At 20.3% G+C, this 15,012-nt stretch carries 8 protein-coding genes and 1 tRNA gene; 1 reads left to right on the top strand and 8 read right to left on the bottom strand.

The features are described from left to right. Positions 1 to 91 precede the first annotated feature (91 nt). On the bottom strand, positions 92 to 1,462 hold the full coding sequence (locus tag KHD59_RS01365) for a Wadjet anti-phage system protein JetA family protein (protein WP_213680396.1): 1,371 nt from the start codon (positions 1,460 to 1,462) through the stop codon (positions 92 to 94). A gap of 176 nt (positions 1,463 to 1,638) precedes the next feature. On the opposite strand from KHD59_RS01365, the gene KHD59_RS01360 reads away from it, so the two are divergent. Beyond that, the gene (locus KHD59_RS01360; protein ID WP_213680395.1) at positions 1,639 to 2,256 is read left to right on the top strand and encodes a nitroreductase family protein; all 618 of its coding nucleotides are present in this window, start codon (positions 1,639 to 1,641) and stop codon (positions 2,254 to 2,256) included. Between the two features lie 927 nt (positions 2,257 to 3,183). Here the strand turns inward: KHD59_RS01360 and KHD59_RS01355 are convergent. From KHD59_RS01355 to KHD59_RS01325, 7 genes are all read right to left on the bottom strand, one after another. Beyond that, a complete protein-coding gene (locus tag KHD59_RS01355) occupies positions 3,184 to 3,498 on the bottom strand; it encodes a hypothetical protein (protein ID WP_213680394.1) in 315 nt (104 codons plus the stop codon). 139 nt (positions 3,499 to 3,637) lie between these two features. Continuing rightward, positions 3,638 to 4,975, bottom strand: a complete 1,338-nt coding sequence (locus KHD59_RS01350) for an FAD-dependent oxidoreductase (protein WP_213680405.1) — start codon at positions 4,973 to 4,975, stop codon at positions 3,638 to 3,640. A 153-nt stretch (positions 4,976 to 5,128) separates the two neighbouring features. Next, on the bottom strand, positions 5,129 to 9,685 hold the full coding sequence (locus KHD59_RS01345) for an exonuclease domain-containing protein (protein WP_215905403.1): 4,557 nt from the start codon (positions 9,683 to 9,685) through the stop codon (positions 5,129 to 5,131). 130 nt (positions 9,686 to 9,815) lie between these two features. Further along, a tRNA-Leu gene (locus tag KHD59_RS01340) sits at positions 9,816 to 9,903 on the bottom strand. A gap of 299 nt (positions 9,904 to 10,202) precedes the next feature. Then, complete coding sequence (locus KHD59_RS01335; RefSeq protein ID WP_213680393.1) at positions 10,203 to 10,736, bottom strand: XRE family transcriptional regulator; 534 nt, start codon at positions 10,734 to 10,736, stop codon at positions 10,203 to 10,205. Positions 10,737 to 10,779: 43 nt separating this feature from the next. Beyond that, positions 10,780 to 13,842, bottom strand: coding sequence for a hypothetical protein (locus tag KHD59_RS01330; RefSeq protein ID WP_213680392.1), 3,063 nt, complete (start codon positions 13,840 to 13,842; stop codon positions 10,780 to 10,782). 294 nt (positions 13,843 to 14,136) lie between these two features. Continuing rightward, a partial coding sequence (locus KHD59_RS01325) for a hypothetical protein (protein WP_238120273.1) occupies positions 14,137 to 15,012 on the bottom strand: 876 nt, incomplete at its 5' end.

Raw genomic sequence — 15,012 nt, 5'->3', positions numbered from 1 at the left:
CCATGAATATTTATAAATTTAATATCAAATAATAGAAATATTAGTTAATATAATTAAAAAATTAATTAATAAATATCTATAATAAGCAAGATTATTTTCTAATTATTAAAAAATTAGAAAAAGTAATATTATTGACTATGATTCTATGATTAACAGATTTAATAGAATAAAAATTAATTAATTTTAAAGAATATAATCGAATTAACATTAACCTAGATAAATCTTGAGGCTTTTCTAAACTAATATTCGAAGCTAAATAACAATTTTTATTAAATTTTAAATTTTGAACAAATTTAAGAATATTTTTTTTCGTATAAAAATGATCTTTATTTAACAAAGATTTTTTTTTACTTTCTAAAAAATTTTTCGTTTTTTCTGAAATTAAATTTAATTTATTAATAACCAAACTTTGTTTATGACGACGAGGTTTATAAAAAGAAAATTGATCTAAATTATGAATATAACTAAAATTAAATAAATAATCATATTCGAAAACATAATCATTGATTAATTTAATACCACCAATTAATGCATGTATTAAATGATCTTTTTTATTATCAAAAAATAAAATTCTTTGACAAATGATTTGTAAATATTGTTCGTTTTTGATATCAATAATCTCTATTAATCTATCAGCAATTTTTAAATTTAATTTCATTTGTTCAATTTGTTCTTTTATTAATGTAATATTTTCTTCTAAACTTTTTCGATTAATAACGCATAATTGTTCACTTAAAGTTTTTATATATATATGATAATCTTCTAATTTGTTTAAAAATAAATTAATATATCTGCGATATTTGAAAAAATTATCTGATGTTTTTAACCAATAATAAGAAGAATCGAAAAAATTTTTTTTATAATTTCTTAATAATTGAGACAATAAATATTGTGTATTAATATAATTTTTAGAATTTAACAAATGATAATAAAAACGATAAATATTAGATTTTAAAATTTTTAATTTCCATAGAATATTTTGTGTTTTAATCAAAGCTTCATAAAAATTAGCATAATTTTTTTCAATCAACAAAGATTTTAATAAAGCATAAATACTATAGATATTACCGATTGACTCTGGTTTAACTTGATTAATAGTTTTTTTAAAAAAATGAATCATTTCTAAACTATAATCAAAAAAACTTAAACAATCGGTATTATAACCAATTTTTTCTTCACCAATCCAACCATATTTTTTCAATAAATAAATAATTTTAGAAGCTTTCTGTTTCGCGTTAATTATAGCTTGAGAATCCATATCTTCATCCAAAAAAATATTATTTTTATCGCTAAAATAATTTTCTAATACAGAAATAGCTAAATTTTTTTCAATATATCCATCAAATTCGTTATTAGCTAAATCAGCCAAAATAAAAAGACAATCTAAATAAATTTCTTTATGAGAAGAAGATAATAAATTAAAAAAATTTAATGGCAAAATATCAAACAATTTTTGAGACATCTTTTATAATCCAAAAACCTTTCTAATTTATTTATTGCATTTTATTAATTAAAATAAAATATTAATTTAAAATTTTTATTATCAATTATTAAAATTTGTTAAAATACATTGTCTTAAATGATATAAAATATAAAAAAATATTAAAAAAATTAAAATTTAAATAAAGGATTAATAAAATGAAAATTAAAACTATTAGATCTTTTGATCCGAATTACCAAATTTCTAAAGAAATTTGGAAAAAAATTTTTAACGAAATTCGCTTTACACCTTCCTCTTTTGATTTGCAACCATGGCATTTTTTTATTATTAGTACAAGCGAAAATAAAAAAAAATTACAAAAATATATGATAGGTAATCTTCAACAAACTCAAAATAGTTCTGCTATCGTATTATTGTGCGGGAATATACAAAAAGTCGAAAAATCCCAATATATTTATGAAAATAAATTAAAAAATAAAATTATTTCATCAGAGCAAAAAGAAATTATTTTAAAACAAATTAAAAAACATTATCATAATATGAATAAGCAAAAATTAAAAAATGAAATTTTTTTTGAATGCGGTTTAATCGCATGTAACCTCGTTATGACTTTACAAAACTCTAATTATAATACCTGTTTTATGGGAGGTTGCCATTTTAATAAATTAAACGAATTATTCAATATAGACAAAAAATATATACCTATTATTTTAATAGCTGTAGGTCGACAAAATAATAATGATAAAATAACTCCAAATATTAATAACTCATCGCCATTTAAACTAGATATAAATGATTTTGTTAATTTTTTATAATTGTTTAAAAATTAATATATTTATTATTACAAAATATATTAATTAAAAAATAAATCATTTTATTAAATTTTTAATGAATTATCAAAAGCATTCAAAAATATCAAATATATAAATAAATTTTCTATTTTTTTAAAAAATTATTTTAAAAATTATAAACAATAAATTTATTTAATAAAATTTATAAAAATCAAAAAATTAATTATTTAAAAATATTTCAATTTTTTAACATTATTCAAAAAATAAACAAAATCATTTATTAAAAAAATAATATAAAACAATTCGTTATATATTTTAAATACCAAAACATTTTAAAATAATTAAATAATTTTTAAATCAAAAAATATCATTAAATTAATTTTTTTGAATAAAAATATTTTACTTATTTAAGGCATATCTACAAAAAATAATTATATAAAACAAGCACAAAAATATAATCAAATTGGTGGAGATGAGGGGATTCGAACCCCTGTACAAAATTAATTAGTTTTATTTGTTGTACATAATTATTTTGTTTTATATTCTAAAAACAAACAAAAAAATATTTAATAAATTTAAAATTTAAAAATAAAAATCAAATATCCAAGTAAATCAATAATTTACCTAGATATTATCAAAATTAATTAATAAAAACCAAAATAAAATTATATAAATATAATTATATTTAAGCTGTTGCGTGAACCAAACCAGATTCTGTTAAATCATTAACAAAAAAACCGGATTTATAGTCATGTTGACTATTTTTATTTTCTTTATTGCCGTTTATTAAAAACCTCGAACGTTTTTACTTGCGTAACCAAGTTATGACAAATAAAACCTTTTAATTTTGGCGAAACCAATAAACATCCCCATCTATATTTTAATTTAAAAAAAAATATAATCAATAAATAAATATTGATTATTTTTTTAATTTATATATTAATTAAAATATCAAGGTTTAGGTAATAAAGAAGTTAAAAAATCATTATTCAAATTATGTAAAAAAGTAACAGATGAATTAATAAATTTTAACCAATAATGTAATAATTTATCATAATTTGTAATAACAAAATCTGTTTGCTTCAACATTGTATCTTTAAGTTCATCATTTTTTTTATAAACATCAACTATTCTTGCAGCAAAATTAATTTTATTTTGGTAAATAGATTCATTTTCTAAAGCTTTTTTATATAAAAGAGTACCGCATAAAGCTACAAAAATATTAAAAGCTATAAAAAAAAGCATATTAAATAATTTGAAAAACATAATATAAAACCCCTCTAACAAGTCGTTTCCAATAAAATTATAAGAAAATAAGATATGATTTTAACTATTTTATTCAAACCAAAGAAGAACTAATTTAAAAAAGTTTTTTACAAAATTAAATATCATAAGAAAATTTAAATTATTTTAAACATCTTAAAGTCGCTAATTGTAATAAACTAAAAGGTTTATTATAATGAGGATTAAAATAAGAATCAATAGAAAATAAATTATCTACAGTCATTTGTTTTTGAATACATAAACTCAAAGTATTAATCTGTTCTAACAAATTAGATTTAGATAAAATCTGACCACCTAAAATTTTTTTAGTATTTTTTTCAAATACAATTTTAAAAATAACTCCATTATAATCTGGCATAAATTCAGGTTTATCAGCATCTTTAATAACTTCAACATCATAATTCAATTTCAATTGTGAAGCTACATATTCCGTAATTCCCGTAGAAGCGATATTGAGTTCATATATTTTAATAGCACTAGTGCCTTGAACTCCAGAAAACGCTATTCTATTATGTTTAATATTTAAACCTACAATAGTTCCTGTTTTAACAGCATTTGTAGCCAAAGGAATATATTTATAATCCATTAAAGGATTATATAATACATTAATGCAATCACCGCAAGCGTAAACATCAGGATGGGAGGTTTGTAAAAAATCATTTACAATAAAAGCGCCGTTAGGTGATGTTTTTAAATAACCATTAGCAATACTTGAATTAGGAAGAAAACTAATACATAAAATAACCATTTCTGTAGCAAAAATATCTTTATTAGTTTTAACATGAGTAACTAATCCATCTTTAGTAATAAATTGAGAAACTTTTTGTCCTAAAGCTAAATCAACATGGTGATTTGTAAATTGTTGTTGAGCAGGTTTAGTAAATTCAACATCTAAATATTTAGACATAATCCTATCTTCGGCATCAATTAAAACAACTTTTTTGTTTTGCAAAGAAAAAGCTTCAGCTAACTCAACACCAATATAACCAGCACCTACAATGGTAATATTATTAACATTTTTAGCATATTTAATAATTTCATTCGCATGATCAAAATTTTTGCATAAAAATAAGTTTTTAGAATCAATTCCTTCCAATTTCGGAATTACCGGCCAAGAACCTGTAGATAAAATTAATTTGTCAAAATAATCAAAAAATTCTTCATTAGTTTGTAAATTTTTAACCAAAATTTTTTTTTGATCAAAATCAATCCGCAATACTTCATGTTCTAAACGCATATTTATCCCTAATGTAGACAATTCCTGAGCATTAGAATAAAATAAACCTTTTTTATCTTGAACCACTCCACCAATATATAAAGCTATACCACAGGATAAAAACGAAACATTATTATTTCTTTCATAAACGGTAATATCAATATTATCATATGGATAAGTTTTTCGAATAGTCTTAACAGCTGCAGTGCCTGAATGAGTACAACCAACCACTATAACTTTCATCTTTTTATTCATAAGATCACCTTTTTATCTATTAAAATTCTGTTTATAATTTGCCGTTAATTTAATTTTTATAAGTAATCAATTATAAAAGATATACAATTAAATTATAACATATATAAAACAATTAATTGATAGTTTAAAAGTTACAAAATATCATTCTAGAGGCAATTGTTGAATTAAATTTAAATCATGAAATTTTTTTAAAATAGTTTTATTTAATTTAACTCGTTTTTCAAAATCTTGTTGTGTAAATAATTTTTCACCGCGCGCTTTAACAATATTATTAGCCCCTACTTGGCCTAAGCCATCAATAGTAATAAAAGGCATAATTAAAGAATTAGATGATACTTCCATAACAAAAAGATTAGCTTCGGATTTATTTAAATCAATAGGTAAAAAATTATAACCTCTATCTTTCATTTCTTTAGCAATCTTTAAAGTATGAAGTTTTTCTTTTTGAACTGTTTTCATATCTTTTTCATTAGATTTTTGTAATATTTGTGCTATTTTATCAGTTGTTAACATCATATTTTCATAATCAAATTGAGAAACTCTAGTAGAAAAATAACCTTTATAAAAAAGCAAAGGAGCATGAACTTTAAACCAAGCTATTCGTAAAGCCATTAAAACATAAGCAGCAGCATGTGGTTTTGGAAAAAGATACTGAATTTTTTGTAAAGATTCAATATACCAATCATTTACATTATGCTCACGCATTATTTTAGATAAATCTGACCATTTTTGTCTATCATTATTTTGTTTTCCTTTACGAACCAATTCCATAATCTCAAAAGAAATCAATTTTTTCAACCCTTTAGAAATTAAATAATTTAAAATATCATCGCGACAAGTAATTAAATCAAAAATACTTTTATTATCTTTCAACTGATCTTGAGCATTACCTGACCAAACACCAGTACCATGAGATAAACCTGATACTTTTACTAAAGTAGAAAAATTAAATTTTTTTTCTTTTAGATAAATTTCATTTAACATATTACGAACAAAAGGTGTACCAAATTCAGGAATTGCTTGAGAAGTTTTGCATTCTTCTTTATTAGCAAAAATTTCATAAACAAGATTATCATCAACAGGAATATCTTGAAATCTACTAAAAGGGAATTCAGAAGGATTTTTAAGAACATCATCCATCAAAAACTTAATCAAAGTAGGATCATCATGTCCCAAAATATCTAACTTAAATAAATTTTTTTCTAAAGCGTGATAATCAAAATGAGTGGTTTTCCATTCCGAAGAAACATCATTAGCCGGAAACTGTATAGGAGTAACATCATATATAGATAATCCACTAGGAATAATAACAATTCCGCCAGGATGTTGACCTGTAGAACGTTTAACTCCTTCGATCATAATCACTCTACGATCTCTTTCGTTATCACGAATTATAATTTGTTTTTCTTCCATAAAAGATTTAATATAACCATAAGCATTTTGTTTAGCAACTGTTTGAATAGTTCCAGCCCGAAAAACACAATTTTCTCCCAACAACTCTCTAAGATAATTATGAATTTGATTTTGATAGTCTCCAGAAAAATTTAAATCGATATCTGGTTTTTTATTACCATCAAAGCCTAAAAAAGTTTCAAAAGGAATATCCTGACCATCTTTCACAAAAGGTTGATTACAAAAAGGACAACTCTCTTTTGGCAAATCATAACCAGAAAATATAGTTTTAAACTTTTTTTGATATTGTTGTATATCTATAACAAAAGGCCAGGATTGTAAATAATTTTGATATTCAGATGTTAGCGTTTCGGTTATACTCGTTTTCATAATAGTATATTTACAAACAACACAACGATAATGCGGAGGTAGTGGATTAATTTCGGTAATACCCAAAATATTAGCTATTAAAGAGGCTCCAACTGAACCACGAGAACCTACTGGATAACCATCTTCAGTAGATTTTTTAACTAATAAATATGATAAATAATAAATTGCTACAATATTATTATTTTCCAAATTATCTTTAGGCGCAATCACAGATAATTCTTGTTCAATCCTGTATTTAACGATAGGATGTAATAATTTTCCATACAAATTCAAAATTTTTTCATTAACAATATTAAGAATTTCTGACCTAATGCTAGAAATTTTTAGATTTTTAACAAACATATCATCAGGAATATTAAAAAGTTGATCAGAAAAAAAATTAAATTTTTCGATTTGTTGATTCAATAAATGAGTATTATTGATAACCAAATCTTTTTTCAATTTTTCATCAGAAATAAAATTAAAAGAATCTAACATTTCTTGAGTAGTTAAAAAATAATTATCAGGTAAAAATTTTGAAGGATATTTCGAAAGACGATGTAAACCTCCACCAATTAATTTCGCATTAATATAAACTTCACGTAAAATTTTTTCGTAAGGATATAAATAATGAACATCTCCTGTTGCAATAATAATTTTATTTTGTCTTTGAGCTTCTTTAATGATTTTAATAATAGTATCTTTTATTATACTTAATCCATAAGAATTATCTATATCAAAATCCGAATCACCATTTAAATCATAAATAATATGACGATAAGCCTGAGGAGGTTGAACTTCGATATAATCATAATAAGAAATAGCTTTAGCTAAATCATAATTATTTTTATATAAAGCAATATTGAAAACATTACTATCAAAACAACCGCTACCAATTAATAAACCTTCTCTGTATTTTTCAAAATTAGATTTTAATAAACGAGGTTTTTTTATAAAATCCCTGGTTAAAGCATCACTTATTAAATGAAATAAATTATTATAACCTTTTTTGTTTTTAACTATAATATTAACATGATAAGGTCTCTCAAATTTAATATCTAAAGAACCTTGTAAATCATAAAAATTAAATATTTTTTGCGCTTCTAATTGCTCTAACATTTCTAAAAAAATAAGAGCAGTAGCGCGGGCATCGAATAAAGCGTTATGGTATTGACCTTCTGAATCAAGTTTAATTTTAAAAGATTTAACAATTTTTTCTAAAGAAAAATATTTCAAAATCTTATTGAAATATTTTTGAGCTAAAGTTAAAGTGTCAATAACTGGTAATAAAGGCCAATATAAACCAATATTTTTAAATGTTTCTTGTAAAAATTCAATATCAAAACTGGCATTATGAGCTACTAAAACACAATTAGGACAATCCCTAATAAAATCTAAAAATTTTGACAAAATTTCTTTAATATGAGGTTTGTTTAATAAAATTTCGTCAGAAATATTAGTCAATCTCTGAATAAAATTACTGATCTTTATATCTTTACCTGGATTAATTAATTCATCAAAATATTCTATAATTTTACCATTTTGGATTTTAACAGCAGCTATAGAAATAATCCGATCCCTAGTTTTAGAAAAACCAGTAGTTTCAATATCTAAAACCACATAATTATGATTTTTCAAAACAAAATCCGAAAATTTATTTAAATTAATTTCTTGATTAGTAATAAAAATTGGTTTTTCTTCGATAAAATCTAATTCAACTCCTAAGATAACTTTAATATTTTTATTGTATATATATTTATAAATTTCTGGAAAAGCATATAAACCATCATGATCTGTAAAAGTAATAGCTTCATGACCCCATTTTTCTGCTAATTCTATATAATCTTTAGCACTAGTAATAGCATCCAAATTGGACATTTTAGTATGTATATGAAATTCAATTCGCTTTTTGCCAATATAATCATCTGTTTTTTTAAAAAAAATAGATGATTTATCTAAAATCTTATAATCTTTTAAATTAAAATAAAAACTTTTTACTTTATCTTTAATCGGTTTAGATGGTTTAATTTCAATAACAGCTGATATTAAAATTCCTTCACGCAAAACATTAATTAAATCATCACGTTCTCTTTTAGCCTTTTTTATATCTTTAGATAAAAATTTTTTAACTAAAATAGAATCTTGACAACTAATAGGATCTACCAAATAAAAACTAATCCAAAATGTTCCATACTTATCATGATCGATTACAAATTGAATATAACCTTGAATAACAATTTGTGGAAATTTTTTATAAAATAAAAACATTTCATCATAAACAATGGGGATATCTTGAAAATTAAATAAAGGAATATTTTTATTATTTTTTGATAAGTTATTGGAAAAATCTTTATATTGATGAACCGTTTTTTCGGAAATAACATCTTTATCAAACTGTAAAAATTCAAATTCAAAATCAAAATTAAAATTATAAAATTTTATAAATAATTTTTGTAATTGATGCATTTTTAATTTTAATTCTGAAATGTCAAATATTTCTTCTATTTTATTCTCTCTTTTAAATAAACACTTTTTGGTATTTAAATCCAAAATAGGGGTATTTTGAAAAAAAAATATTAATTTTTTATCTATATCTATGCCCGAGTTTGTAATAATTTTATCTAACATATATTGATAATGTTTTTTCCAAATATAATCATCCTTTAACAGATTCCAATCTAGAATACGAAAATGTACATTAATTACAGGTTGTAATTGTACAAAATTTTCTAAATCTTCACTTAATTGTTTTAAAAAAAAATTTTGAAATTCTTTTTCAAAACATTCAAAATGTGTAGTTTCTTCAGGATATTCTTCTATTTGGAAAAAACAATCCCAACTATTCATTTGTTTATCATCAACCACAACTTCTATTAACGGAAAATTTCTAATATTTTTATTTTTAATAAATTTTATAAATTTTGAATAAAGCTTCATTATCGATCTCAACTTAATTTATTAATTATTATTTTAATTAATTACCCTAAAGTCCCATATATAAAACAAAAAAAACATGAATAGTTCTTCCATGTAACTTTAAAAAATAAAATAATTTTTTTGGATGGTATGGTACTGATGATCGGACTCGAACCGATATAAGTTATTCACTTGTTTGATTTTGAGTCAAATGCGTCTACCAATTCCGCCACATCAGCATTAATAATAAATCAATTATAATAAATTATTAATAATACTCACTAACTATAATAAGATTATATCACAACGTCTCTTGAAAAACTATCTGTAATTTTTTTCTATATTAAAAAAAAATTAATTAAAAAATCTTCTTATTCAATAGCTTTTAATTTTTAATAAACTTATTAAAATCAAAAAAATGCATTCAAAATTAAAATTAATATTTATTCACAATTAATTGTTAAATAAATCTATATAATATCAATATTTATTTCAATTAAAAATTAAATAATAATTTTCATATAATTATAAATATTTTTTAAAAAATAATTATTTTTAAAATTTTAGCATTTTTATTATTTTGATTATTTAAAAAATAATATTCTTTATTGGCTCCTAAATAAAAAGTATCCTCTTGTTTCAATAAATAATGTAATTTATCTAAAATTAAAAAAATCTCACCTTCTAAAATAAAAAAAAACTCATGATAAACGGATTTAAATTGTAACTCAGTTTGACCTTGAGGTTTAATTTCGATAATAATTGGTTCTATTTTGAATTTATCTAAATTTTTAAAAATATGATAAATTTTATTTTTTAAATTAGGGTTATTTTGAATATGGAAATCTGTTTTCTTATTGATAACCATTATAGATTCTTCTTGTCGAAAAAAATCTACTGTTGAAATTTTAAAAATTTTTAACATCAAAAATAAAGTATTTAAAGATGGTAAAATTAAATTATTTTCAATTTGCGAAATATAACCTGTAGTCATATTAATTTTTTGAGCTAATTCTCTTTGAGTTAATTGTTTTTGCAATCTTAAATTTCGAATTTTATCACCTATATGCATATTAGTTTCATTTCCTTATATATCTACAATGAATTAATTAAAGTTATATACCAAATATTTTAATTAATTTTTTATATAATCTCATAAATTTAATTAACATTTTTTGTTTTAAAATAATCAAATTTTTCTTATAATCTGTCTTTAAAACTTGTTTATTTTTATAAAATTTATACCACCACAATATTTTTAAAAAAATTAAACGAATTTTTTGAAAAAACAATATTTTTTGTATTTGCATTTTTTGATAAATTTTAATTCTATTAATCTGATTCAATAATTGATTATTACTTTCAATAATTTCTTTATTTTGGCACCAATGATTAAATAAAATTTTATTACGCTCACTTTGTTGTTGTGTTTTCAAAAGATTACTATGATAATTTTGATCTTTTAAATGTTTTTGGTAAAGATCTAATTGATTTTTACATTCATAATTAATTTTTTTATTTTTATCATCATATTTTTTTTTAATTTTATTTTTTTGAATAATGAAATCTTTATCTATGTCAGCTAAAGAATCTTTTAAGTTATCTTGAATTAAATCTATTTGCCATTTCATTTCTTTTAATTTAGATTTATTTTGTTTTTCATATAAGTTAATTTCATTACGAATCTGTTTTTCTTGTTTTTGGTATTTTATTATTATATCTTGTAAACTATCATCACGTATTACTTGAGTAATATCAAAAAATACCTTTGAAATACGATCAATAATATATTCGCCTTCTTGTAATAAAAAATAATCTTCATCTGATTGAATTTTTTTTATATGAGAAATTTCTGAATTAATAACATCATACTCTCGAACAAAAAAACTTCTAGGTAATTCTAAATGATTATAATAAGATAACCATTTATTTTTAATTTTATTTAAATAAAATGAATATAAAATGCGATACCCAAATTTAGTATTAGAAAAACTATTAAGTTTACAAGTAAGCTGAAAAATTTGATATTGTAATAAATTATTAGTTTGAATAAAACAATTTTGTTGTTTTTTTAATTGGCTAGTTATGTGTTTTTTTAATTGTTGTTGTTTATTTTGTTGATATTCTAAATATTTCATTTTTTTTTTAAAAAAATTTCCAATTGTTTCATAAATTTTCATTTTTTTTTCAAAAAAAACTAAAAAATTTGTATTTTTATCAAGGTTTTTTAATTTCATCTTATGCATTAATACACTAATAAAAGAAATGTTTTGATTATAAAAATTTAAAATTACTTGATTTAAATTAATTTTTTGTTTTATTCTATTAATTTTTAAATTTAATAAATTAATTTTTAAAATATAAAGATATTTAAAATGTTCATCTATAATTTTGTTTACAAAAATTTTATTTAATTGATAAATAAATTGTAAATTAATTACAGTAAAATCATTATTAATTTTTTCAAAATAAAAACTTTGAAAAATATTAAGTTGTTCTTTAATTTTTTGCAAAACTTTTAAGTGCGTTTGATTTTGTTTATTTAAATAATTATTAAATAATGTAATATTGATTAAATTTTTTTGTTTAATAAAATTATTTTTAGCAATAATATCCTGAATTTTAATTTTAGGTATTTCGATTTTATACAAATAATTTTGTTTTTTTTGCTCATAAATAATATTTTTTAAATTTATTTCATATTCTTTATGATAATGCAAATTATAAAGTTGTTCTTTTAATTTTTGTATTTCTTGAAAATTTTTAAAAATTTCATGATCATATTTCATTTTTAAAGGAATTTTTTTCATTTGTAATTGCATTTTTAATAAACATTTGCGTTTTTGATTTTGTTTTTGTAATTCTAATATATCTTTTTGATATTGTATATCATTTAATTTTTCAATTAAAATAAATTTTTTTTGTAAATTTTCATAAGATAATCTTTGTTTATTTTTTTCATCTATAATTTCTTCTTGTATTAATCCATATTTTTTTTTTATCTTAAGTAACGTCAATTCCATTTCCAAGTTATCAATTTTTTGCAAATAATTGTTATGAATTAATTTTTGTTCTTTATTTTTAATCAAATTAAGATTATCAATTTTGAAGTTATTTATTTTATTAAAGATTTGTCTGTTATATTCAACAATATTTAACTTACAATTATAAATAAATTTAAATTTCATATATTGGAAACGCCAATCATATAAACGCATCAAATACATTTTTTGATATATAAAAAAATCTCGCATCAGATTTTTCATAATAGAATAACTATTGGAAAACATTGGAGTAATAAAAAAAAATCCTCTTACATATTCTTCCCAAATTTTTTGTCTTTTTTGTAAAATTATTTCGTATTTTTTATTAAATTCTGATTTAAATTGATCAAAAATGTTATTATGCATTTCTATTTTTTTTTGCAATAAATTAAAATAATTTTTAATTTCTTCTGAAAAATAATTATTTTTTTGAAAATTTTCTTCTTGCAAATGTTGAATTTGATTTTGATAAAAATTTTTCATATTTTCGATAGAATAATTTAAAATATCTTTTAATTGTTTAATTTTTTGATTTAAAATAATAATTTTTTGATGAAAAAAGTCATAAATATCCGAAATATTTTTATGATATTTCTGATTAAATTGAGAATATTTTTCTGTAAACAAATTATTTTGTTCAATTTGCTGTTGTTGTAATTCATTTTCCAATAAATTTAACTTTTGAAATGCCATCTTATATTTATCATTGAGTTTATCTTTGTTAATATTATATTCAGTAATAATGTTACATTTTTGCAAAATACTTTGTTGTTTTCTTTTTTTAAATTCTTGATTCAAAGAAATTTCTTTATTATTAGTAATTATTCTAGAATTTTCTAATTTTTTACTTAATTGTTGTTTTAAATTATCTACATTATAATGATAATCTATATTTAACTGTGGGATATTAGAAGCAAATTGAGGAGTTAAATTAGTATGAGGAACAGCGCTATAAATAGGTAAAAAAATTAAAAAATCTTTCATATAATTATCATTAAATAAATTGATTTGTTGAATTTCATGACATAAAATAATTATATTATTAATTAAACATTTAACCATAGGATCATAATTAGGTTCTAATGAATTATTTAAACTATTAAAATTATTATTTTTAAATTTTTTTCTATGCATTATAACCAAAAAACCCCTTAAAGAGATATTATCACTTGAACTTATTATATATTTGATTTTAAATTTTAACAATATAATTCCATAATATAAATAAAATAATAAATGCTTTTGTTAAAAAAATTTAAAAATAATATTTATTGATTAATCATTATTTTTAAATATTATATCAATATTTCTAATTAATAAAAAAAGTAAAATTTAAATTAATTTACAAATTTAATATAAAATTAAAATTTAAATTAATTAAAAATTAATTACTTTTTTTAATCTAATTAAATAATAAAAAATATTTTTTTAATAAAAATTTGTTTTTGATGAAATCGTTTTTAATTCGCCATCAGCTTTATAAATATATTGTTTATCCACAACATTATTTTGTTTATCCAAAACTTTTTCATCCATAAGTAATAAATCATCTTTATTTTGTGATTTTTGATAATGTTTATAAGAATTATTAATTTTATCTTCACAACGTTTATCTACAATTATTCCATTTTTATAGACATCAGAACACCAAACTTTTTTTTGTACATCATATGTATCAATTCTAAACACTTTATTATTACCATCTTTATAAACAATTTTAGTTACTTTATTAGCTAACAAATCAGTTTCTTTTTTGATAGTTTTAGTAAGAACACCATTATTAAATAACCTTATAATAGTAGCTTGTTTATTATCAGATAATTCAAAATATTCAACAATAGATTCAATTATGCCATTTTTAGTAGAATAACCAATTTTTTTTCTCAAAAATGGTATATCCGAACCATCAATAATATTATAGCTTTCTTTAGAAAGAAGTTTGCCTGAATCATTATAAATATTTACATTTTTATTAATAACTTTTTTTGATTTATTATCGTAAATATATTCAATAATAGATGAAATATTATTTAAATTTTTATATTTAGTAACTTTCATCAAAAGATCAATAGGTTGTTGTTGATGCAAACTATAATCAACATTATATTCCTCTATTTGAATAATTTGCTCTAAATGGTTATAAATTTTTTTAACTTTATTAATAACTTTTGATTTATCATAAATATATTCAATATTATATAATTTAACACCATCAATATTGTTGTATTTAGTAACCTTTTTTATAAAATTTTTTTTATTATATTCCTCGAACATAATAGGAAAATGATCATACGAATGTTCATA

The organism is Sesame phyllody phytoplasma, assembly GCF_018390775.2.
Classification (GTDB): domain Bacteria; phylum Bacillota_I; class Bacilli_A; order Acholeplasmatales; family Acholeplasmataceae; genus Phytoplasma; species Phytoplasma australasiaticum.
Note: the sequence above shows the minus strand (reverse complement) of the source record. Positions and strands in the feature narration are given on the sequence as shown.

What these genes read in the sequence shown, in the direction of transcription:
- KHD59_RS01365 (WP_213680396.1), bottom strand. Translation starts at nt 1,462, where the DNA reads ATGTCTCAAAAATTGTTTGATATTTTGCCATTAAATTTTTTTAATTTA.
- KHD59_RS01360 (WP_213680395.1), top strand. Translation starts at nt 1,639, where the DNA reads ATGAAAATTAAAACTATTAGATCTTTTGATCCGAATTACCAAATTTCT.
- KHD59_RS01355 (WP_213680394.1), bottom strand. Translation starts at nt 3,498, where the DNA reads ATGTTTTTCAAATTATTTAATATGCTTTTTTTTATAGCTTTTAATATT.
- KHD59_RS01350 (WP_213680405.1), bottom strand. Translation starts at nt 4,975, where the DNA reads ATGAAAGTTATAGTGGTTGGTTGTACTCATTCAGGCACTGCAGCTGTT.
- KHD59_RS01345 (WP_215905403.1), bottom strand. Translation starts at nt 9,685, where the DNA reads ATGAAGCTTTATTCAAAATTTATAAAATTTATTAAAAATAAAAATATT.
- KHD59_RS01335 (WP_213680393.1), bottom strand. Translation starts at nt 10,736, where the DNA reads ATGCATATAGGTGATAAAATTCGAAATTTAAGATTGCAAAAACAATTA.
- KHD59_RS01330 (WP_213680392.1), bottom strand. Translation starts at nt 13,842, where the DNA reads ATGCATAGAAAAAAATTTAAAAATAATAATTTTAATAGTTTAAATAAT.